Annotated in this window: 17 protein-coding genes and 1 riboswitch; of the genes, 9 read left to right on the forward strand and 8 right to left on the reverse strand. The window is 69.8% G+C overall.

Annotated features, from left to right (window positions below):
- Positions 1-62 precede the first annotated feature (62 nt).
- The 3 genes from ABIC25_RS04645 to ABIC25_RS04655 all read left to right on the forward strand — a co-directional run bounded on the left by ABIC25_RS04645 (position 63) and on the right by ABIC25_RS04655 (position 3,471).
- Entirely contained in the window at positions 63-1,466 is a 1,404-nt protein-coding gene (locus ABIC25_RS04645) for an NAD(P)H-quinone dehydrogenase (RefSeq protein WP_004021667.1), read from the forward strand.
- A 108-nt stretch (positions 1,467-1,574) separates the two neighbouring features.
- Positions 1,575-2,996 carry a hypothetical protein gene (locus ABIC25_RS04650; protein WP_354560181.1) on the forward strand — a complete coding sequence of 474 codons (1,422 nt, stop codon included), beginning with the start codon at positions 1,575-1,577 and terminating at the stop codon, positions 2,994-2,996.
- Positions 2,997-3,030: 34 nt separating this feature from the next.
- On the forward strand, positions 3,031-3,471 hold the full coding sequence (locus tag ABIC25_RS04655; protein WP_064571595.1) for a hypothetical protein: 441 nt from the start codon (positions 3,031-3,033) through the stop codon (positions 3,469-3,471).
- Positions 3,472-3,484: 13 nt separating this feature from the next.
- Here the strand turns inward: ABIC25_RS04655 and glpK are convergent, their stop codons facing one another.
- Complete coding sequence (gene glpK, locus ABIC25_RS04660; protein ID WP_354560337.1) at positions 3,485-4,972, reverse strand: glycerol kinase GlpK; 1,488 nt, start codon at positions 4,970-4,972, stop codon at positions 3,485-3,487.
- Positions 4,973-5,048: 76 nt separating this feature from the next.
- On the opposite strand from glpK, the gene glpD reads away from it, so the two are divergent.
- Entirely contained in the window at positions 5,049-6,791 is a 1,743-nt protein-coding gene (gene glpD, locus ABIC25_RS04665; RefSeq protein ID WP_004021663.1) for a glycerol-3-phosphate dehydrogenase, read from the forward strand.
- 86 nt (positions 6,792-6,877) lie between these two features.
- Positions 6,878-7,300, forward strand: coding sequence for a pyridoxamine 5'-phosphate oxidase family protein (locus ABIC25_RS04670; RefSeq protein ID WP_354560183.1), 423 nt, complete (start codon positions 6,878-6,880; stop codon positions 7,298-7,300).
- Positions 7,301-7,316: 16 nt separating this feature from the next.
- Here the strand turns inward: ABIC25_RS04670 and ABIC25_RS04675 are convergent, their stop codons facing one another.
- Together ABIC25_RS04675 and ABIC25_RS04680 are read right to left on the reverse strand one after the other, a co-directional pair.
- Positions 7,317-8,108 carry a DNA-formamidopyrimidine glycosylase family protein gene (locus ABIC25_RS04675; protein ID WP_354560185.1) on the reverse strand — a complete coding sequence of 264 codons (792 nt, stop codon included), beginning with the start codon at positions 8,106-8,108 and terminating at the stop codon, positions 7,317-7,319.
- 8 nt (positions 8,109-8,116) lie between these two features.
- Positions 8,117-12,730: an ATP-dependent helicase gene (locus ABIC25_RS04680; protein ID WP_354560187.1), complete on the reverse strand. Its 4,614-nt coding sequence runs from the start codon at positions 12,728-12,730 to the stop codon at positions 8,117-8,119.
- A 61-nt stretch (positions 12,731-12,791) separates the two neighbouring features.
- A riboswitch (cobalamin riboswitch) is annotated at positions 12,792-12,928 on the forward strand.
- Positions 12,929-13,003: 75 nt separating this feature from the next.
- On the opposite strand from ABIC25_RS04680, the gene ABIC25_RS04685 reads away from it, so the two are divergent.
- The 4 genes from ABIC25_RS04685 (at position 13,004) to ABIC25_RS04700 (ending at position 15,966) form a co-directional block, all read left to right on the forward strand.
- Positions 13,004-13,240, forward strand: a complete 237-nt coding sequence (locus tag ABIC25_RS04685) for a CbtB domain-containing protein (protein WP_004021659.1) — start codon at positions 13,004-13,006, stop codon at positions 13,238-13,240.
- Positions 13,241-13,281: 41 nt separating this feature from the next.
- Positions 13,282-14,112, forward strand: a complete 831-nt coding sequence (locus ABIC25_RS04690) for a CbtA family protein (RefSeq protein WP_354560189.1) — start codon at positions 13,282-13,284, stop codon at positions 14,110-14,112.
- A gap of 19 nt (positions 14,113-14,131) precedes the next feature.
- Positions 14,132-14,623, forward strand: a complete 492-nt coding sequence (locus ABIC25_RS04695; protein ID WP_354560191.1) for a histidine phosphatase family protein — start codon at positions 14,132-14,134, stop codon at positions 14,621-14,623.
- Positions 14,624-14,739: 116 nt separating this feature from the next.
- The gene (locus ABIC25_RS04700) at positions 14,740-15,966 is read left to right on the forward strand and encodes an acyl-CoA dehydrogenase family protein (RefSeq protein WP_354560193.1); all 1,227 of its coding nucleotides are present in this window, start codon (positions 14,740-14,742) and stop codon (positions 15,964-15,966) included.
- 20 nt (positions 15,967-15,986) lie between these two features.
- Here the strand turns inward: ABIC25_RS04700 and ABIC25_RS04705 are convergent, their stop codons facing one another.
- From ABIC25_RS04705 to ABIC25_RS04725, 5 genes are all read right to left on the reverse strand, one after another.
- A complete protein-coding gene (locus ABIC25_RS04705) occupies positions 15,987-17,324 on the reverse strand; it encodes a diacylglycerol/lipid kinase family protein (RefSeq protein WP_354560195.1) in 1,338 nt (445 codons plus the stop codon).
- Positions 17,321-18,760: a hypothetical protein gene (locus ABIC25_RS04710; protein WP_354560197.1), complete on the reverse strand. Its 1,440-nt coding sequence runs from the start codon at positions 18,758-18,760 to the stop codon at positions 17,321-17,323. The genes ABIC25_RS04705 and ABIC25_RS04710 overlap by 4 nt, the downstream gene beginning before the upstream one ends.
- Positions 18,761-18,788: 28 nt before the next feature.
- Positions 18,789-19,217, reverse strand: coding sequence for a DUF7144 family membrane protein (locus tag ABIC25_RS04715; RefSeq protein ID WP_354560199.1), 429 nt, complete (start codon positions 19,215-19,217; stop codon positions 18,789-18,791).
- A 159-nt stretch (positions 19,218-19,376) separates the two neighbouring features.
- A complete protein-coding gene (locus ABIC25_RS04720; RefSeq protein WP_354560200.1) occupies positions 19,377-22,142 on the reverse strand; it encodes a molybdopterin-dependent oxidoreductase in 2,766 nt (921 codons plus the stop codon).
- Positions 22,139-22,984, reverse strand: a complete 846-nt coding sequence (locus ABIC25_RS04725) for an FAD binding domain-containing protein (protein ID WP_004021648.1) — start codon at positions 22,982-22,984, stop codon at positions 22,139-22,141. Before ABIC25_RS04725 ends, ABIC25_RS04720 begins: the two co-directional genes overlap by 4 nt.
- Position 22,985 lies beyond the last annotated feature (1 nt).

The following is a 22,985-nucleotide window of genomic DNA, read 5'->3' on the forward strand; positions in this document are numbered from 1 at the left end:
GCCGGACGCGCCATCCCCACAAAGGATGGCGCGACGACCCGGCGTGGAGAACAGGAGTGACAGTGACCAGGATCGTCATCATCGGCGGTGGACCCGCGGGTTACGAGGCGGCGCTCGCGGCGGCCGCCTACGGCGCCGACATCACGGTGATCGATTCGGACGGGATCGGCGGTGCCTGCGTGTTGTGGGACTGCGTGCCGTCCAAGACCTTCATCGCGTCCACCGGCATCCGCACCGAGGTCCGGCGAGCTGTCGACCTGGGAATCAACATCAAGACCGACGACACCTCGGTCACGCTCCCGCAGATCCACCAGCGGGTCCGCGACCTCGCGTTCGCGCAGTCCGCGGACATCCGCTCACGGCTCATCAGCGAGGGAGTCAAGCTCGTCGCCGGTAGTGCGGTGCTCGACGAACGGCAGGTCGGCGTCTCGACACACAGCGTCGTCGCGACGCTGGCCGACGGGACCACCGAACGCTACGACGGCGACGTGGTGCTGTTGGCGACGGGAGCGTCGCCGCGCGTCCTGGACGACGCCCGGCCCGATGGCGAGCGCATCCTCACCTGGCGTCAGCTCTACGACCTCGAGGAACTGCCCGAACACCTCATCGTGATCGGCTCGGGCGTCACCGGCGCCGAGTTCGTCCACGCCTACACCGAACTGGGCGTGAAGGTGACGCTGGTGTCGAGCCGCGACCGGGTGCTCCCGCACGAGGACGAGGATGCGGCCCTGGTCCTCGAGGACGCGCTCGCCGAGCGTGGCGTCGAACTGGTCAAGCACGCCCGCGCCGACAAGGTCGAGCGCCACGGCGACTCGGTCACCGCGCACCTGGCCGACGGGTCGACCGTCACCGGCAGTCACGTGCTGATGACCGTCGGTTCGGTCCCGAACACCACCGACCTGGGGCTCGACCGCGCCGGCGTCGCCGTGGGCAAGGGCGGCTACATCGAGGTCGACCGGGTGTCCCGCACATCGGTCGCCGGGATCTATGCGGCGGGTGACTGCACCGGTCTGTTCCCGCTCGCCTCGGTGGCGGCCATGCAGGGCCGCATCGCGATGTATCACGCCCTCGGCGAGGGCGTGAGCCCGATCAAGCTGAAAACCGTTGCCTCCGCGATCTTCACACGCCCCGAGATCGCGACGGTGGGGGTGTCGCAGAACGCGATCGACACCGGCGAGTACCCGGCCCGCACCGTGATGCTGCCGTTGGCCACCAACCCGCGCGCCAAGATGAGCGGTCTTCGGCGGGGCTTCGTGAAGATCTTCTGCCGGCCGGCCACCGGCGTGGTCATCGGCGGTGTCGTGGTGGCACCGAATGCCTCCGAACTGATCCTGCCCATCGCCCTCGCGGTGCAGAACAAGCTCACGGTCGGCGACCTCGCGCAGACCTTCTCGGTGTACCCGTCGCTGACCGGGTCGATCACCGAGGCCGCGCGCCAGCTGGTGCGCCACGACGACTTGGACTGAGTCGGGCCTTCCGCTGTGCACAGGCGGTGCCGGTGTTCACCGCGGCCGGGGATGCCACGGTAGGGTCGGACGAATTCGTTCGTCCCGGCCAGCGACCAAGGGGGTGTCGTGACCTCGCCGGAGGAGTCCTACAACACCCACGGCAGTCGCAACGAGCGCATGTTCGACGGCGACCGCACGCAGTGGGCCGGTATGAGCATCGACGAGATCCTCGACGTCCTGAGCACCATGGAACCGGGACGTGCGAGTGGTGACGTCCAGACGATCCTGACGGCGATCGAGTCCGTCCGGCGAGCGGCCGAACGGATGCATGCGATGTTCGGCGACAGCATGCTGGGGCTGGCGTCCGACGCGGCGCTGGAAGCGGGCCGGTCACTGTCCGCTGATCTGGCGGCGACGTCGGACACCGCGAGCCGGATCGGTGATGCGCTGACCGGTGCGACGGGCATCCTCGGGTCGGCGCGCGGCCAGGAGGGACGGCTGCGCGAGTTGCAGCAGCACATCCGGGACCACCCCGAGGACGCCCCCACGGTGCGGCATGAGGCCGATCGAGCCATGACGGGCGCGTACTCGTCGCCGATGATCGGGCTGCAGCACTCCCTTCCGCACGACCCGTCCGGCGCCAACGGGGTCACCGGCGGGCTCGGGTCAGCATCAGCCGGTGGGCCGTCCGGCACCGGGGGCTCCGGGTCGGATGCCGCGCGCGGCCAGGCGGGCAACACCGTGGATGCCGGTGACTTCGGCCGCCCGGCATCCTCCGGTGTGCCGGTGCCGGCCGGGGCGGCCGGGCCACCGCCGGGAGGTGGCGGCCCGGGTTCGTCGACGACGCCGGCGGGTCCGGCAGGTCCGCCGTCGGGCCCCGCGGGACGCGGTGGCACCGATGGGTCCGACGGCCTCGTGCGTGGTGGTCGTGCGACCCCCGATTCGACGCCACGAGGTGCGGCGACCTCGGGATCGCATCGTGGCGTGGGCCCCGACGGGACCGGGGAGTCCGGTTCCCGCGGAGGCGCTCCGGGCAGCGGCGTCGGATCGGGTGTCCCCGCGTCGACGGCCACGCCCGCCGTCCTGACTCCCGGGGCGCTGCCACCACCGCTCTCGGCCCCGTCCGCCACTCCGACACCGGCGTCCCCGACGGCCGGCGCACCCACATCGGCAACTCCGGCCGGCCCGGTCGGCCAGCGCCCCGCGGGGATGCCACCCGCCGGCATGCCGGGTGGCGGCCGGCGCCCCGGGGCGGACGACGCCCCCCACCGCGCCGCGCCATACCTGCACAACCGGGAACACGGGGCGGAGATCGTCGGCGACATGCCGCTCGTGGGTCCGCCCGTCATCGGCGACTGGATCCGGCAGGCGTTCCCGACAGTCCCCGAACCGCGCCCGGCCGATCCCGGCGAGACCTCGTCCCCGCGGTCCGCCCCGCCCCGCGACGCCGATTCCCCTGACGGCAACGGCACTGCAGCGCAACCGGTTTCGAACGACGACCGAACGACCGCGGACGGTCCGGTCCCCGCGAGACCGGAGCCGGTGTGATCCGGAAGTCCCGCAGGCGACGACGGGTGACACCGTGCTGAGGCGTGTCGACCGGCTGCCCGGCGGCGTCGCCCGACTCGTCGATGCGGTCCCGGACGAAGACCTCACCGCGTGTCTGCACCTCATCGTCGCCACCGTTCTGGACGTGACGGCGGTGTCGACGCCCGAGATCCGGGAGATCATCGGCCAGTGGCGTCGGCAGGGCGGTACGACGGCGGCGGGGATCGCCCGGCTCCGTCTCGTCGCGGCCCAACACGACTTCGACGCGTTCGCGCATCAGCGCCGCGGCGACGTCGGCGCCCAGCGCGAGAGCTTCCGGCGCGCCCGCGCCGTCGATTGCGCGGTCGCCGCGATGTCGACGTCGGCCGCCGGCGAATCACCCCGCGACGCGCTCCGCGACACGGCATACGAGGCCGCGGCCGCGCTCGGCGGGAGTGCCGGCGTGGTCGCCGTCCTCGCCGACCACGTGGTGTGAGGGGCGGCTTCGGTCAGGTCAGGCCGAAGCTGTGCTCGACCGCCCGGTTCCACCCCGCATAGAGGCGGTCGCGTTCGTCCGCATCCATCCCCGGCTCCCACCGCTTGTCCTCGGCCCAGTTGGCGCGGATGTCGTCCTCGCTCTCCCAGAAGCCCACCGCCAGCCCGGCCGCATAGGCCGCGCCGAGGGCGGTCGTCTCGTTGACGACCGGGCGCACGACGGGGACGTCCAGGATGTCGGCCTGGAACTGCATGAGCAGTTCGTTCACCACCATCCCGCCGTCGACCTTCAGCGTCGACAGTTCCACCCCGGAGTCGGCCTGCATCGCCTCGATGACCTCACGCGTCTGGAAAGCGCTGGCCTCCAGCGCCGCTCGCGCGATGTGGCCCTTGTCGGCGAACCGGGTCAGACCCACGATGACGCCACGGGCGTCGGGGCGCCAGCGCGGTGCGAAGAGTCCGGAGAACGCCGGGACGAAGTAGACGCCGCCGTTGTCGTCGACCCCGCCGGCCAGTTTCTCGACCTCGGACGCCTGCGAGAACAGCCCGAGGTTGTCGCGCAGCCACTGGATGAGCGAACCGGTCACCGCGATCGAGCCCTCGAGTGCGTATCGTGCGGGCTGCTCGCCGATGCGGTAGCAGACGGTGGTGAGCAGTCCGTGCTCGCTGAAGACCGGCTCGGTGCCGGTGTTGAGGAGCAGGAAGTTGCCGGTCCCGTAGGTGTTCTTGGCCTCGCCCGGTTCGAGGCAGGCCTGGCCGAAGGTCGCGGCCTGCTGGTCGCCGAGGATGCCGGCGAGCGGTACCCCGGGGAGGGGACCGTTGCCCCGGAGGGCGCCGAAATCGCCTGAGGAACTCCTGATCTCGGGCAGCATGGCCATCGGGATGCCCATCTCGGCGCAGATGTCGGCGTCCCAGGTCTGGGTCCGCAGGTCCATCAACATGGTGCGCGAGGCGTTGGTGACATCCGTGACGTGCCGGCCGCCGTCCACCCCGCCGGTCATGTTCCAGGCCATCCAGGAGTCCATTGTGCCGAAACACAATTCACCGTTCTCGGCGCGTTCGCGGAGGCCGTCGACGGAATCGAGGAGCCAGCGGGCCTTGGGGCCGGCGAAGTAGGTCGACAACGGCAGGCCGGTGCGATCGCGGAACCGGTCCATGCCGACATCTCCGGCGAGCTCGGTGCACAGATCATCGGTTCGCGTGTCCTGCCACACGATGGCGTTGTGCACCGGCTTGCCGGTGTCGCGCTCCCAGATCACGGTGGTCTCGCGCTGATTGGTGAGGCCGCAGGCGACGATGTCCTTCGCGGTCAGTTCGGCCGACGCGAGGGCAGCGGCGCCGACGCGCCGGGTGTTACGCCAGATCTCGGCGGCGTCGTGCTCGACCCAGCCCGCGCGCGGGAAGATCTGTTCGTGTTCGAGCTGCTCGACGCCGACGACGCGACCCTTGTGATCGAAGATCATCGCCCGGGTCGAGGTGGTGCCCTGGTCGATCGCCGCCACGTATTTGCCTGACCTACCCACGCCGGACAGTGTCGCACGCTGTCCGACTCGCCGAGATCAATTAGGCTCGGCAACCATGAACACCGAGTTCAACCCGGACCGGCCGGCCGACATGGGGCCCCTCTACCGCGCCGAGGCGTGGCGGAGATTCGGGGAGGAGCAGTTCGACGTCGTGGTCATCGGCGGCGGCGTGGTGGGCGTCGGCGCCGCACTCGACGCGGCGACGCGCGGCCTGCGGGTGGCGCTCGTGGAGGCGCGCGACATCGCCTCGGGCACGTCGAGCCGGTCGTCGAAGATGTTCCACGGTGGGCTCCGTTATCTCGAGCAGCTCGAATTCGGGCTCGTGCGTGAGGCTCTGCGCGAACGCGAGTTGTCGCTGCGGTTCCTCGCCCCGCACCTGGTGAAGCCCCTGCCGTTCCTGTATCCGCTCACGCAACGTGTCTGGGAGCGGCCCTACGTCGGAGCCGGCATCTTCCTCTACGACCGGATGGGTGGCGCCAAGTCCGTTCCCGGACAACGGCATGTCACGCGATCGGGCGCGCTGCGCGTGGCGCCGGCACTCAAGCGCAACTCGCTGATCGGCGGGATCCGGTACTACGACACGGTCGTCGACGACGCTCGCCACAGCCTCACGGTTGCCCGCACGGCGGCCAACTACGGGGCGGTCATCCGGACCTCCACACAGGTGATCGGATTCCTGCGCGAGTCCGACCGCGTCCTCGGAGTCCGGGTGCGCGACACCGAGAACGGCGACGTCACCGAGATCCGTGCGCACTGTGTGATCAATGCCGCCGGGGTGTGGACCGACGAGGTGCAGGCGTTGTCCAGACAGCGCGGGCACTTCAAGGTCCGCGCCTCCAAAGGGGTGCACATCGTGGTGCCCCGCGACCGCATCGTCAGCGAGACCGCGATCATCCTGCGTACCGCCAACTCGGTGCTGTTCGTCATCCCGTGGGAGACGCACTGGATCATCGGCACCACCGACACCGACTGGAACCTCGACCTCGCGCATCCGGCCGCCACCCGCGCCGACATCGACTACATCCTCGAACGCGTCAACGAGGTCCTCGTGACCAAGCTGACCCACGACGACATCGAAGGTGTGTACGCGGGACTGCGTCCGTTGCTCGCCGGTGAGGACGACGAGACCTCGAAGCTGTCGCGCGAGCACGCGGTCGCGACCGTTGCACCCGGTCTCGTGTCGATCGCGGGCGGCAAGTACACCACCTACCGGGTGATGGCCGCCGACGCCGTGGACGCCTGCAACGACTTCATCCCCACCCGCGTCGCGCCGTCGATCACCGAACGGGTCCCGCTGCTCGGCGCCGACGGCTACTTCGCGCTCATCAACCAGTGCGAGCACCTGGGGCAGCGTTTCGGCTTGCACCCGTATCGCATTCGGCGATTGCTCAACCGGTACGGCTCACTCATCGACGACGTGCTCTACTACGCCGACGGTGACAAGAGCCTGCTGCAGCCGCTCGCCGCGGCGCCGCAGTATCTGCGCGTCGAGGTGGTGTATGCGGCGGTCGACGAGGCGGCGCTGCATCTCGAAGACGTGCTCGCCCGCCGCACCCGTATCGCCATCGAGTACTCCCACCGCGGGGTCGACTGCGCCGACGAGGTGGCCGACCTGCTCGCGCCGTTGCTCGGCTGGACCACCGAGCAACGCGACTTCGAGGTCGCGACCTACATCGCGCGGGTGGAGGCCGAGGTGGCCTCCCAGCAGCAGCCCGATGACGACTCCGCCGACGCACTACGCGCCGCGGCGCCCGAGGCGCGCGCCGAGATCCTGGAGCCGGTGCCCGTTCCGAAGTGACGGCGGCCCGGTCAAGTCGGGACGTTGGCCTCTGTCCCTGCCCCTGATCGCGCGGCACGATCGGGGTGGGGGAGAAGGAGACGGTCATGGTCGACGAATCGGTTCGGGTACTCACCCCCGACGAGGCCTGGAAGCTGTTGGGAGCCACTGATTTCGGCAGGCTCGCCCTGAGTGTCGACGGTCAACCCGACATCTTCCCGGTGAACTTCCACGCGATCGACGGCCGCATCCTGCTGCGGTCCGGCGAGGGCACCAAATTGTCGGAGCTGGCGGTGAATTCGCGGGTTGCGTTCGAGACCGACGGACACACCGACGCCGACGGCTGGAGCGTGGTCGCCAAGGGGACGGCGCGGATCCTCGTGTCGTTCAACGAGATCGAGGCGGCCGACCAGCTTCCGCTGCGACCCTGGATCGCAACGATGAAGTACCACTACGTGGAGATCACGGTCGACTCGATCACGGCCCGCCGCTTCGAGTTCGGGCCCGAGCCCGAGCGCTACCCCGTGTGAGGGGGCCTCGGCCGCCTCAGATCTGACACCGGGGACACCAGTAGACCGAGCGCTCCCCGCCGGGGGATTCGAGTTCGCCGCGCTTCACCGGCGTCGCACAGCGCCGGCACAACCGACCGTGACGGCCGTACACCCACATCCGCGCGTTGGGTGAGGTGTTGCCCGTGGTGGTGCGCGCCGAGCGCGTCCGGTTGGCCCATAGGAGACGCCGGCTGAGATCGACCACCGGGCCGAGATCCACCTCGCCCACCGGCCGGGTGGGGAGGACACGGCGGAGGAAGCAGATCTCACTGCGGAAGACGTTGCCGATCCCCGCGATGAGGCGTTGATCGAGGAGTGCCGACCCGATGGTCTCGTCGGGGTGCGCGGCGAGTCGCCGGATCGCCTCTTCACGATCGAAGTCGTCGGCGAGCAGGTCGGGACCGAGGTAGGCGAGCGCCGCGTCCGGGTCGGCGAGGAGTTCGAGGACCCCCAGGTCGAAACCCACGGCCTCGTGGTCGGCAGTTCGCAGGACCGCACGCGCTTGATAGGCGGGCCGCCGCCACCGTTGCCCGCGAGGATGAACGTGCCAGGCCCCCTCCATCTTCAGGTGCGAGTGGATGCTGACGGCGTCGCCGGCGCCCGGGCTGCTCTCGGCGACGTCGATCAGCAGATGTTTGCCCACCGAGCGCACCGCCGACACCTCCCGTCCGGAGAGATCCGCGGTCGCCAGTGACGGGATGCGGAAGTCCGACGACTCGAGCACGCGACCGGCGAGACCGGCCCGCAGACGCGCCGCGGCGGCGAAGACGGTGTCGCCCTCAGGCATCGCTCTCCTCAGGCATGATCGCCGTAGCGTAGCCGGATGCCGCGCGGGGTCGTCGAGAACCCGGCTTCGACGAGCACCTTGCCGAAGTCGGTGGCGCGCACCGGCTCCGAGTCGATGTGATCGATCGTCAGGCGGGAGATCCGGCCGCGCCGAACCAGTGCGACCAGCGCCCCGGCCGCCGACTCCAGCCGCGGGATGGAATCGCTGAACGTGAGCAGCGTCTTGCCACCGCGCTCGACGAAGCACACGAGTTCGCCGTCGACGAGCACCACGAGCGCCCCCGGTTTGCGACCCGGGCGGTGTCCGGCCTCGGTGTCGCGGGACGGGGGCCAGTCCAACGCCGCACCGAAGGGGTTGGCCGGGTCGGTCGCGGCCAGCACTGTCGCCTCGCGGGGCGGTTTGCGATCGGGGAGCGCATGCCGACGCAGCTCGTCGACCGTGGCGGGCGAGGCGAACTGCGCCCCGCCGAGACCGTCGACGTAGTAGCCGCGGCGGACGTGTCCGTTGTCCTCGAAGACGGTGAGCGCCTTGTAGACCCGCGCGAATCCGCCGGTGACCTCTTCGGAGACGACGCTCCCGCGGGTGATCACGCCGTACCGGGTGAGCAGTTGGTCGCAGAGGCCCTGGGTGGCGATCGTCGGTTCGGTCGAGGGGTGGTCGAGGGCGAACCAGCGGCCGCTCGCGGTCGGGGACACCGGCGGTGACGTGGAGTGTTCGGTCAGGTACCGGGCGGACAGACGACCGGCGCGGAGGCGGGGCGCCCGCCCCCGTGCGCGATGAGCCGGGGCCGAGCGAGGGGCGGACGGGTTTCGTCGTGGCTGCAGGAGGGCCCGGACGGGCGCGAAGCTGTCGTTGCTGACCTGTCCCGCCCACACCAGGTCCCACAGGGCGGTCTCGATGTCGGCGGCAGGCGTCGTGGTGCCGGTGCTGATGTCGGCGGCGATCTGTGGGAAGCGCAGTGCGCCGCCGGGTTCGAGTGCGGCCGTGACCCCGTCGTGCACCGGGGTCGTGTCGATCTCGTCGGCGTCGGGCAGCGTGAGGACGGCTACGTCGGCCGGATGCAGCGCGACCCACCCGTCGGAGTTGCCGATCCGGCCGTGCCCCGACCAGATCACCTCGCCGGCGCTGAGCAGTTCGTCGAGCATCGGCGGCGCGTAGTCGGAGACCCGCGCGGGCAGGACCAGTGACTCCCATGCCGACGCCGGGAGCGGGAATCCGGCGAGCTGGTCGATGACGGTCGCGACCCCGTCCACGCCGCGCAATCGGGTCCCGGGCGAGGCGTGCTGCCAGTCGAGGAGGAAACGTGTGAGGACGTCGGTGCCGACCGGAGCGACCTCGGCGCGGCTCGCCGCGAGGGAGCCGCGTCGGATCTGCCCCAGCACGTCGGTGTGGCACCACTGGCCCTCCCGCGGAGTGGTGTCGCCACCCTCCGGCAGGAAATCGCCCTCGACGACGCGTCGTTCCGAGGCCAGGCGGTTCAGGGTGTCGCGCACGACCCCGGTCGCGATGCCCAGCGCCGCGGAGGCCTCGGGCACGGTGAACGGCCCGTGGGTACGGGCATACCGGCCGATCAGGTCCCCGACCGGATCGGGGACCGGTTCGAGAAAGGCCGCCGGGATACCCAGCGGTGCAGGGACTCCCAACGCATCCCGCAACCGCGCGGTGTCGTCGATTGCGGCCCACAGCGCGCGCGAGTTGTGGTTCACCGAGATGATCTGGCCGCTGCGGTGCAGCTCGGCGAGGACATCGGTCGCCGGCTCGTCGCCGCGGTACCGGGCCTCGACCTCCTGGGTGGTGAGGGGTCCCAGCCACCGCAGCAGGTCGACGACATCCTCGGCGTCGCGGGCCTGGCGTTCGGGAGACAGGCGTTGGAGACGGGCGATCACGTCGGCGATGACGGCCGGATCGAGGAGTTCGCGGAGGTCGACGCGACCGAGGAGTTGTGCCAGCAGGCTGGTGTCGAGCGAGAGCGCGGCCGCCCGGCGCTCGGCGAGCGGGGCGTCGTCGGCGTACATGAACGCCCCGACGTAGCCGAACAACAACGATGCGGCGAACGGTGACGGGCTCTGTGTCTCGGTCTCCACGACCCGGATGCGGCGTGTGCGGATGCGGGTCAGCAGATCGAGGAGGGCGGGGAGGTCGTAGACGTCCTGCAGGCACTCGCGGACGGCCTCGAGCACGATCGGGAAGTCGGGGAACTTGGAGGCGACGGACAGCAGTTGGGCGCTGCGCTGGCGCTGCTGCCACAGCGGAGCGCGCCGTCCGGGGTCGCGTCGCGGCAACAACAGTGCGCGAGCGGCGCATTCGCGGAACCGGGAGGCGAACATCGACGAATCCGCGAGACCGTCGGTCACGAGCTGCTCGACCTCGTCCGGGTCGAGGAGGAACACGTCGGCGCCGGGCGGGGCGTCGTCGGTGTCGGGCATGCGCAGGATGATCCCGTCGTCGGAGGCCGTGGTGGCACCCTCGATGCCCAGGGTCTCCAGCAGGCGCTGCGAGATCGCGCTCGCCCAGGGTGCGTGGACACGTAAACCGTAGGGGGAGTGCAAGATCACCCGCCAGTCGCCGAGCTCGTCACGGAACCGCTCGACCACCAGGGTGCGGTCGGTGGGGAGGTGTCCGGTCGACTCCCGTTGCTCGGCGATGAGGGTCTCGAGGTTGGTGCGGGCGTTGTCGGTGAGGCCGAGGCGTGCGGCATGGTCGTCGAGCTTGCCGGGGTCGGCGATCGCACCGGTGAACGCACCGATCGCGGCGCCGAGTTCGGCGGGGCGTCCGATCGCGTCGCCGATCCAGAACGGCAACCGGCCCGGCTGACCGAACGCGGGGGAGACCAGGACGCGGTCGTGGGTGATGTCCTCGATCCGCCAGCTGGTCGCGCCGAGTGCGAAGACGTCGCCGACACGCGACTCGTAGACCATCTCCTCGTCGAGTTCGCCGACGCGCGTTGCCTTCTCGCCGACCATGAACACACCGAAGAGGCCGCGGTCGGGGATGGAACCGCCCGAGGTGACCGCGAGCCGCTGCGCTCCGCGCCGGCCGGTGATCACCCCGGCGTCGCGGTCCCAGTTCACCCGCGGGCGCAGTTCGGCGAACTCGTCCGACGGAAAACGACCCGCGATCAGGTCGAGGGTCGCGTCGAAGACGCCCCGGCCCAGTTCGCGATAGGGCGCCGCACGCCGGATCACCTCGTACCAGTGGTCGACCTCGAGGTCGTCGACCGCGGCGGCCGCGATGGTCTGCTGGGCGAGGATGTCGAGGGGATTCTGCGGGACCTTGATCTCCTCGATCGCCCCGTCGAGCATGCGGCTCACCGTCACGGTGCAATGCAGGAGATCGGTGCGGTGCTTCGGGTACAGGATGCCCTGGCTGATCTCGCCGACCTGGTGGCCGGCGCGGCCGATGCGCTGCAGCCCGCTGGCCACCGACGGCGGGGACTCCACCTGGATCACGAGGTCGACCGCGCCCATGTCGATGCCGAGTTCGAGGGAGCTGGTCGCGACGACGCAGGACAGGCGCCCGGCCTTCAGGTCGTCCTCGATCTGGGCGCGCTGCTCCTTGCTGACCGAGCCGTGATGCGCGCGGGCCAGGACGGGTTCGGCGCCGGAGCTCGCGCCGCTGCCCATGACGAACGCGGGGGCGCCGCCGGCGACCGACGGATTGCCGGTCGGTTCGGCCGGCTGCCCGTGGCGTTCGGCGTGGATCTCGTTGAGCCGGGCGGTGAGTTTCTCGGCGAGGCGCCGGGAGTTGGCGAACACGATCGTCGCCCGGTTGGCCTCGATCTGGTCGACGATCGAGGCCTCGACGTACGGCCACAGCGACCCGGCGGTCGGGGAGAACGCGTCGTCGAGTGCGGCGGGGTCGGCATCGGACACCGGGGGTGGGATGTTGGCCATGTCCTCGACCGGGACATCGACGCGGAGGTCGAACGTCTTGTCGGCCTTGGGCTTGACCACCTGACACGGCGCGGCGCCGGACAGGAACCCCGCCACCACCTCCGGCGGCCGGACGGTCGCCGACAACCCGATCCGCTGCGCGGGCTTCTCGAGCAGCTCGTCGAGTCGTTCGAGGGTCAGCGCGAGGTGCGTACCGCGCTTGGTGGCGGCGACCGCGTGCACCTCGTCGACGATGACGGCCTGGACGCCGGTGAGGCTCTCTCGCGCGGCCGACGTGAGCATCAGATACAGCGACTCCGGCGTCGTGATCAGGATGTCGGGCGGTGTCTTGACCAGTGCGCGGCGGTCCGCGGCGGAGGTGTCACCGGACCGGACGCCGACGGTGATGTTCGGTTCGGGCAGGTTGAGCTCCTGAGCCGCCCGCGTGATGCCGGTCAGCGGGGCCCGCAGGTTGCGTTCGACGTCGACGGCCAATGCCTTGAGCGGCGAGATGTAGAGGACCTTGGTGCCGGCGGGCCGCGAGTCCGGGTCGGCGGCGAGGCGGTCGAGGGCCCACAGGAACGCGGCGAGGGTCTTGCCCGATCCGGTGGGGGCGATGACCAAGGTGTGCGAGCCGTCGGCGATCGACGTCCACGCACCCTTCTGCGCGGCGGTGGGAGCGGTGAAGGCGCCGGAGAACCACCGTCGGGTGGGGGCGGTGAAGCGGTCGAGCACCGAAGCGCGGGGCATCTCTCCACTATGTCTCACGCGTACGACAGAACGCGGTATAGAGTCATCCCACGCCTGTGCGGGGAATCCGGTGAGAGTCCGGAACGGTCGCGCCACTGTGAACGCTGCCCATATCGACACCGTAGATATGTCGACGCGGTCGACGTGTCGACATATCGACGCGGTCGATGGTGACGGGGTGACGTGAGTCAGGATGCCGTGCCGGCGCGTAGCAGTCCTCCGGACTGCTACACCACGACATCTCCGACGCGAGATCGGCGAAAGGACCCCTCCATGACAGCTCCCCGCACTGTTGCAGCCGTACAGGCCGCCCCGGCCCGTGCCCTGCCCGTACCGAACCTGTCGGTCGCGAGTGCAGCCCTCTGGCTCAGCCTGACCGTGCTCCTGGCGGGTCTCGCCTACTACTTCCTCGGGTACGACCAGGGCGTCGTGTCCGTCTTCGGCTCCGACACCCACGTCCACGAGTTCGTGCACGACGCACGCCACTTCCTCGGCTTCCCCTGCCACTGAGCCGGCCTGACCGGCCGTATCCCACAGGAAGCCAAGTACATATGGAGAAGAAATTCATCGGCGCCGGCCTGCTCGCAGGTCTGATCGCCGGAATCGTCTCGTTCGTGTTTGCCCGGTTCTACCTCGAACCGGTCGTCGCCAAGGCCATCGACTACGAAGGCGCCCGTTCGGAGGCCGAGGAGGCACTGGCCCACGCCGCCGAACCGGGTGGCCACACGCACGGTGAGGGCGGCGAGCTGTTCACGCGGGCCATGCAGGAGAACCTCGGCGCCGGTGTCGGCAACGTCGTGTTCGCGGTGTGCATGGGTGCGTTCTTCGCGGTGGCGTTCACGGTGCTCTGGAGTCATCTCGGCAGTCGCCATCCGGCGACCGACCCGCGCGCGGTTGCGGGTGTGCTCGGCGCGATCGGTTTCGTCGCCGTGTTCGCCGTGCCGTTCTTCGCCTACCCGGCGAATCCGCCCGCCGTCGGCGACGACGACACCATCGGCGAGAGGACCGGAGCCTTCCTCACCATCAGTGTGGCGTCGGTGATCCTGGCCATCGCGGCCGTGGTCCTGGCGTTGTGGCTGCGTCCGCGGATCGGCGGATTCGTCTCGGCCGTCGCCGCTGTCGCGGCCTACCTGGCCGGCATCGCGATCGTGCTCGCGTTCCTGCCGTCCTTCAGCGAGGTCCCCGAGCCGGTTCGCAACGACGTGGGTCAGATCGTGTTCCCGGGCTTCCCCGGTGACGTGATCGGGGACTTCCGGGTCTACGCCATCGCCAACCAGGTGATCCTGTGGACGGTTCTCACCGTGGTGTTCGCCCTGCTGCTGGGGGCGATGGCGCGCTCGCGTACCGCCGACCGCGCCCCGGCGGTCGCCGCCCAGCATTGAGGCGGCGATCGTTTCGCGCATGCAGATCATCACCGCCGGTCGCACCGGCCCCAACCGGTCGGTGCGATTCGGCGGTGATCCGCTTCTGGACGAGCGTGGCCGTCGGGACGTGCTCCGCCTGGCCGCGGCGTCCACGCGCCCGGTCCTCTGTTGCGGTCCGGAGATCGCGACCCGGGAGACCGCCGGACTCCTGGGGGCAACCGACGCCCTCGTCGACGACGCGCTGCGAACCCTGGACGTCGGAACGTGGGCAGGGCGCACCCCGGAGCAGATCGATCCCGCCGAACTCGGCGCATGGTTCGCCGATCCCGGCGCCCGGCCACACGGGGGCGAGAGCCTCGCGGATTTCGTCGGCCGAGTCCACGCGTGGCGCGTGGGGCACTCCGGGCTCGCCGACCGTTGTGTGGTGGTGGCGATGCCGGTTGCCCAAGCCCTTCTGTGCCCGGACGCAGAGCGGTTCTTCGCCCACGAGGTCCGTCCCGCGACCATCTACACCTGCGCAAACACCTGATAGGAACAGATTCGCGACGGCGTACCTAGACATCGGCAGTGACTCCTGACACAGTTGGGGACGACGAAACTGAAACATGTTCGCCCCCGGGCGGACACCGGTCTGGGAGTGTGACGATGTTCGAGTGGTCCGATGAAGATCTGATGGTTCGGGACGCCTTGCGGGCGTTCATCGACAAGGAGATCCGGCCACATCTCGACGAACTCGAGTCCGGCGTCCTGCCGCCGTACGACATCACCCGCAAGCTGTTGTCGAGCTTCGGTGTCGATGCCATGGCCAAGGATGCGCTCGAGAAAGAACTCGAGGCAGAAGCCAAGGGGGAGAAGAAGAAGTCCTCCGGTGACGGCGGCGGCATGGGCGGCTCGATGTTCATGATGGTCAACATCGAGCTCGCGGGTGTCTGTCTGGGCCTCGTCGCGTCGCTGGGTGTGAGCATGGGGCTGACCGCCTCGACCATCCGCGGCAAGGGCACGCTGGCGCAGAAGAAGCGCTGGCTGCCCGAGCTGGTGACCATGGAGAAGGTCGGCGCCTGGGCGATCACCGAACCCGACTCCGGGTCGGATGCGCTCGGCGGCATGAAGACCACGGTTCGTCGTGACGGTGACGACTACATCCTCAACGGGCAGAAGACCTTCATCACGAACGGTCCCTACGCGGACACCATCGTCGTGTTCGCCAAGCTCGACGACGGCAGTGGCGTCCCGATGCGCGACCGCAAGGTGCTGTCGTTCGTGCTGGACAAGGGCATGCCCGGGCTGACCCAGGGCAAGCCGTTCAAGAAGATGGGCATGATGAGTTCGCCGACCGGTGAGCTCTTCTTCGACAGCGTCCGCGTCGGCAAGGACCGTCTCCTCGGTGAGACCGAGGACACCGGCGCCGATTCGCGTGGATCCGAGGGCGCCAAGGCCGGTTTCACCGCGGAGCGCGTCGGGATCGCCGCCCTGTCGCTGGGCATCATCAACGAGGCGCAACGGCTGTCGATCGATTACGCGAAGAACCGCAAGCTGTGGGGTCAGGAGATCGCCCAGTTCCAGCTCATCCAGCTGAAGCTGGCCGAGATGGAGGTGGCGCGGATCAATGTCCAGAACATGCTCTTCAGCGCCATCGAACGCGGCAAGGCGGGTAAACCGCTCAGCCTGTCCGAGGCGTCGGCGATGAAGCTCTACTCGTCGAAGGCGGCCACCGACGTCGCCATGGAGGCGGTGCAGCTGTTCGGCGGCAACGGTTACATGGCCGAGTACCGCGTGGAACAGCTTGCGCGCGATGCCAAGTCGCTCATGATCTACGCGGGGAGCAACGAGATCCAGGTGACCCACGTCGCCAAGGGACTGCTGCGCGGCTGAGGTACGCGCTCCAGCTGTGGTCAGGCGGCGCGGTGGGGACGCCACGCCAGATACCACAGCTGGAGCCAGTCCAGTTGCGGTGGCGCGATCCGGGTCTCGGGGCGGTGCCGTGGGACGCGGACGCGCAGCGCACCGGGCGTGATCGTGCATCGCACCGGCGTCGTGAGCTGGAGCGATTCGCCGTCGACCCCGACGGGGATGACCTCGGCGTCGGCGTCGACGGTCACCTCGGTGGCGGTCCGCTGGACGAGCCCCTGATCGTGCGTACGCCGCAGGAGTCCGACGGCCTGCCGGGTGTCGGACACCGAGACGGTGACGACGCCCAGGCGCCCCTCGTCGATGCGGGTGCGACGACCGAGCCCGGCCACGTCGTTGGTGGCATACGGGCCGTTGCTGACCAGGATCGCCTGGGGGTCGGCAACCGACTCGTTCCCGATGACAGCGCGCAGACCAGACGTCGAGCCTCTGCCCAGCAGGTCGGGGAGCATGCGTAACACCGTGCGCGTCTTGTCATCCCGGTATTGCGGGCTCTGGACGACTTCGGCGTAGATCCCGAACGACGCGTTGTTGACGAAGGGGCGGCCGTTGATGTGACCGAGGTCGACGCGGAACTCGACGCCGTCCCGTAGAGCGTCGAGACACCGGGCGGGATTCTGACGGTCGAGTCCGAGATCGAGCGCGAAATGGTTTCGGGTGCCGGCGCTGACGACCAGGAAGGGGACGCCGGATTCGGCGGCCACGCCCGCGACGAGCGCCTGGGTGCCGTCACCGCCCGCGACCCCGAGCAGGTCGGCTCCGCGGGCCACGGCGTCTCGCGCCAGCTGCACCACGTCGATCTCCACCGGCCCGTCGAGCAACGCGACTTCGGCGCCCAGGGACTCGGCCTGACGCTGCAGGTCGAACCGGACGACCTTCCCGCCACCGGAACGTGGATTCATGATGATGAACGGACGGTGGACATCCGGGGCCGCGTGCTCGGGCATCAGCGAGTCGATGCGGGACGGTCGGAGCGCGCGGCGGCCGCACCCCACCGCTGCGGCTGCCAGCAGCGCGGCGACGATCACGACCCACAGCTGTCGCTCGCGGATGAGGAACACCACGAGCAGGGGGACGGGGGCGGCGGCGAGAACGGCCGCGACCACCCGTAGGACGCCCCGGCTGATCAGGAACCAGTACAGCGCGACGACGATGACCACGACGCAGCTGACGCAGATGATCAGCAGACCGAGAAGGCCGAGGATTCCCGCGGCGGCCACCGGGAGCAGGATCGCGGCCACGGCCAGGGCCATGGCCGCGCGCGCCCACCACCTGCGAGTGGTGGGCGGCGCGACCTCGGCGGCGACCGACGCCTGGCTCATACGGTCTCGACGACCGGCGCCGCGTCGCCCGACGGCTTCTCCTCATCCGGCGTCGCCCCACTCTCGGCCCAGGTCTTCGCCGGCCTGATGACGAGTTCGAGGATCAGCAGGGCGAGGAGCCCGAAGACGGCGATGAGCAGCACCACCAGCCCGGTCGGATAACTCCAGAACACGAGGAGCAGCGCTGCGATACCGATGATCGCGCTGCGCAACGCGATCCGTGCACGGAACAGGCTCTCCTCGAACGCGTTCGGCGGTCGTGACCGCCGCATCCGTTGCACCGAGTCGAGGCCTTGGCCGAACCCGCGTCGCACCGCCGCGGCCGACGCCGACCCGCCCAGCAGGTAGGCCCCGACGGCGACCACGAGGCCGAGGACCGCCACGGCACGCAGGGCCAGACGCAACGGGTCGAGCACGGTGTCGATGGCGGCGGATGCGGCGTCGGGGGAGAGGATGTCGGGAGGCATCGCATCGAGGTAGAGCGCTCGCCCGATCAGCAGGCCGATGGCCAGGACGAGCATCGCGAGGACCAGCGAGAGCCCCGCGAGTGACAGAGCCCGCATGCGCCGGCCGCGGGGTGCGACCGCGACCGCGGCGAACGCGAGCGCGATCGTCAGCCACGGCAGGACGTCGGCGGCGGTGTCGAGCGCCGAGACGGCGCGTTGGGCCCGAACGAGTTCGGGCGAGCGGAAGAGGACGAACTGCTTGTCGACAGCGGGGATCTTCTCGACGAAGGTGAATCCGCGGTCGAGCAGGCGTGCCTTGACGTTGTCGATCACGGTGCCCAGCGAGATGCTCACCGTGCCGGAGTCGTCCACGGTCACCGACGACGGCCCGACATCGCCCGTCACCACCGCGACCAGGGCCGTGTGTGCGGCCCGATTCGCCTGCAACCACAGCGTTTCGAACTGATCGCTGGCGACGAATGACGACACGGTCTGCTGGACGAATCCGCGTGCCTGGCCGGCCAGCACCGGTGCGAGGCCCTCGACCGCACGATCGACGCGCGGTGCGTTCTCGGTGGCCGGAACCGAGTCGGTCAGGGTGGTCAGCGCGGCCGCGGTGAGCGCCTCGACGTCGATGCGACCGAAGATCTCGTCGGTGATCGTATTCGAGATCTCCGCTTGGACAGCGGGGTCCGAGGCGAGCGGCGCGACGGTGCTGACGTAGCGATCGGTGTCGAGGATCTCGCCGCGGACGAACCGCGAGGTCACCGAGGTGATGGCGAGCACCGCGACGAGCACGCACAGGAGCGCGACCGCGAACCAGCGCCACCGGTGCCGCTGTATCGACGTCGCGGCACCGGACGGAGACCCGCTCCCGGTCTTCTGTCGTAACTGTGCGACTTCGGCTCTGAGTCGTTCGAGTTCGGCGCGTTCGGCATCGGTGATGCCGACGCTGCGCTCGACGTCGTGCCCGTTGGTGTCCGTGGTCATCTCGACCCCGCCTGGTCGCCCGGGCCCCCTACCGGTACTCGGCCTTCGGGTGCCAGGTGGACACGGCCCAGATGACCACGATGTCGAGGGCGATGATCAGGATCGACCACCACGGGTAGTAGGGCAACCACAGGAAGTTGGCGATGATCGACAGGCCCGCGATCACGATCGCGGTGAACCGCGCCCAGGTCGCGCCGTTCATGAGTGCGATACCGACGATGACCATCACGACGCCGAGCGCGATGTGAATCCAACCCCAGGTGGTGAAGTTGAGCTTGTAGACGTACTCGAGGCCGCGGACGAAGACCTCGTCCTCGGCGACGGCGGCAATACCCTGGGCGAGCTGGATGACACCGAGGACGGTCAGGATGATCGCGGCGCCGACGGATGTCCCCGCGGCGATGCCCTGCTTGACGGATGGACCGTGGTTCTCGTTGGTGGGTGCGGTGTGAGTCATGGCGACGCCCTTCTCTGGACAACTCTGACAAGCAGGAGTTTCCGCCCGAAGTTCCGCCGCCGCAAGCAATAGGCGAGAGTGGGCGCAGATTTGTGACCACCGCGCCGCGGCCCGATGTGGTTGTCGCGCAGAGTGTTACGCGGTGCTAACGAATCGAGTTCACTCCGACCGGGTGAGCCGCCAGATCCGGTCTCGCGACATCGGCGTCTCACAAGGCCTGACGCCCAGCGCCCGTCGGATCGCGTTGGCGAGTGCCGGCGCAACCGGGTTGTACGGTGACTCGCTCATCGACTTGGCGCCGAACGGACCCAGTTCGTCGCTGGTGTCGGCGAAATAGACCTCCGTGACGGGGACGTCGGCCATCTGCGGCACGCGGTAGACCCGGAAGACGTTCGTCAGTGGCCGCCCGTGGTCGTCGATCATGATCTCTTCGTACAGGGCGGTCCCGATTCCCTGTGCGACACCGCCTTCGACCTGTCCCCGGCACTGCTCGGGGTTCATCACGGTGCCGGCGTCGGCCGCATGGACCGATTGCAGGATGCGCACGGTGCCGGTCTCGGTGTCGACCGCGACGCGGAACGCCTGCACGTTGAACGCGATGGATCTCATCTCACCGCGTTCGGCGCCCGCGGCGACGGCGCGCGGGCCGCCCGGGTGGTCGACCCGGTTCGACGGATCGACGGCACCGATGAGGTCGGCGAACCCGACGACCCGGCCGTCGACGAGTGCGCCGTCGGCGACGAGTCCGATCGCTGTGGGTTCGGAGCCGGTGAGGCGCGCGGCAGCGTCGACGAGGGCGTCGCGCAGCGCGAGACAGGCCGAGTACACGGCCTTTCCGGCGACCGTCGTGCCGGCCGAGGCGAAGGCCCCGGTGTCGTGGGTGACGGCATCGGTGTCGCCGTGCCACAGCGAGACGCGATCCAGCCCGGTCGACAGGGCGGTGGCGACGATCTGGGCGTGCACGGTGGTGGTGCCGTTGCCGAACTCGGCGGTCCCGACCCCCACGTGGTAGGTGCCCGCGGCGTCGACCGCGACGGTGACGTCGGCGAAGTGCCCGCGCGGGGCCATGGTGGCGATCGCGGCGATGGCCATGCCCTCACCCACGCGCCATCGTTCGCCCGGCGGTGCCTCGACCCCGTTGCCGCTGCGCATTGCCCGCTCGGCGAGGTCGAGACACTGGTCCAGTCCGTAGCTGCCGTAGACCAGGTCGACCTCGGGCTCGGCGCGTGCGATGAGGAGTGGGTCGCCGTCGGCGACGGCGTTGCGACGCCGGAACTCGAACGGGTCGATGCCGAGTTCGATCGCGAGTTCGTCCATCGCGCTCTCCACGGCGAAGACCACCTGGCCGAGGCCGTAACCGCGGAACGCGCCCGAGGGCGGGTTGTTGGTGTAGACGACCTCGGCGTCGAGCCGCTTGACCGGGCAGTTGTACACCGACACCGATTCGGCGCAGGCGTGGAACATCACGCCGATCGCGTGGTTGCCGTAGGCGCCGGTGTCCGACAACAGGTTCACCCGCAGGCCCGTCAGCCGGCCGTCCTCGTCGGCGCCGACGTCGACGGTGACCCGCATCGGATGCCGGTAGGTGGTTCGGGTCAGCTCGTCGGTGCGCGTCATCTCGTAGGCGCAGGGTTTGCCCGTGCGGAGTACGGCGAGGGCGACGAGGTCCTCGGTCAGCATCTCCTGTTTGCCGCCGAACCCGCCGCCCACGCGGGCGCTGAAGACCCGGATGCGCTCGGGTGGCAGGTCGACGAGGAGCGCGAGCTCGTTGCGGACGAGGAACGGGACCTGCGTACTGGTCCGGATGACGAGGCGTCCGTGCTCGTCGAGCCACCCGATCGAGCCGTGTGTCTCGAGCTGGGCGTGCGAAACCCGTCCGCTGGACCAGGTTCCGTGCACGGTTGCCGACGACGCGGCGAGGGCGTCGTCGATGTCGCCGCCGAAACCCTCGTGGAAGGTGGCGACGACGTTACGGTCGGCCTCGGCGACCCGGTCGGCGGGCGTGCGATCGGGGTGGAGCAGCGGCGCCCCGGGTGTTCGGGCCTCCTCCGGGTCGAACACCGCCGGGAGCACCTCGTAGGTGACGTCGATGAGCGCCAGCGCCTGGTCGGCGACGGCCGGGGACGACGCCACCACCGCCGCGACCCGTTGGCCGACGAACCGCACGACCGGGTCGAAGACGAGTGTGTCATCCGGGTCCTCGAGGCGATTCTCGTGCCGACCCGTGGAAAACCTGGCGGTCGAGACGTTCTCGTGGGTGAGGATCAGTTCGACGCCCGGGAGCGCGGCCGCGTCGGTGGTGTCGATGGCGGTGATCCGTGCGTGTGCGTGCGGCGACCCGAGCACGTGGATGTGCAACGTCCCGGGCGTCGGGACGTCGAAGGTGTACGGCTCGGTGCCGGTCACCACCCGTCGAGCCGCGATCGGGTTGACCGAACTGCCGACGAGGGGGCGTGGTCCGGTGGCCGAAGGCGCCGCGGTCGGGGCGTCGACGGGCGCGACGACCGCGGTGATCGCATCCCGGATGGAGCGATAACCGGTGCAGCGGCACAGGTTTCCCTTCATCCGGCGCGGCAGGTCGGGAAGATGGTCGGCGGTGACGGTGGAGGCCGTCACGATCATCCCGGCGGTGCAGAACCCGCACTGGAACCCGAAGTTGTCGACGAACGACTGCTGGACGGGGTGCAGGTCGTCCGGGGTACCGAGGCCGGAGACCGTCGTGACCGACTTCCCGGCGGCGCGATGAGCGGGAAAGATGCAGGAGTGCACGGGTTCTCCGTCGACGAGCACCGAGCACGCCCCGCAGTCCCCGGCGTCGCAACCCTTCTTGACCTCGTAATGGGCGTGCTCGCGCAACAACATTCGGAGGCATTGTCCCGCGGCGGGTTCGGCGTCGAGTTGCTCGCCGTTGACCTCGAACCTCATCCGTCGGCTCCGAATCCCTCGTCGGTCACCGGCGTCCGCCGGGCCAGTTCCGCTCGGATCTCCTCGCCCAGGACGGCCGAGACCCCGCGGCGCCAGTCGGCCGAGCCCAGCGGATCGGTGTAATAGCCGCTGGCCGCAACGATGTCGTCGTGGAGCGCGTCGCGGGTCGGCACCACGGGGTAGCGCAGGACCGTCGGCCATTCGGTGGCTGCGGTGATCCCGAAGGTGGCGGCGCCGTCGTCGTCGACCCGGCCGGTCACCACGGCCCCCGAGCGGCCGAGTTCGGCGAGAGCGATCTTGCGCACCGCGGTCCGCGCACGCAACGCATGACCAGGGAAATCGATGGCGCGCAGTACTTCTCCCGGTCCGAGCAGATTGATCCCGTTCCCGATGACCAGCTCGGCGACGGGCAGGTCGCGGTCGGTGCCGTCGGGTGTCCACACGTGCGCGGTCGCATCGAGTCCGACCGCGAGGGAGACCATCGACGCCGCGGCGAATGACCGGCAGATGTTGCCGCCGACCGTGGCCATGTTCCAGATCTTGAACGACGCCAGCAGCGCGTTCGCGCACTGCGCGAACATGGGTTGGGCCTCGAAGCCGGGGCGCGGCGGGATCGCGGCGAGCTCGGCGATCGTGCAGGTGGCCGCGATCCGGAGGCCGCCTCCGGGCAGGTTTTCGACAGGTGCCCAATCCATCTCGCTCAGGTCGACCAGTCCGGTGGTCGCCGGCTGTGGCTCGGAGAACACCCACGTGCCACCGGCGACGATCTGTTCACCGGGACCGGGGAACGCCTCGTCGCGGACGCGCGCGAACCGGTAGTGGGAGACGGCGGTGAGGTCCATC

This window comes from Gordonia sp. PvP123, from assembly GCF_040547295.1.
Lineage (GTDB): Bacteria > Actinomycetota > Actinomycetes > Mycobacteriales > Mycobacteriaceae > Gordonia > Gordonia terrae.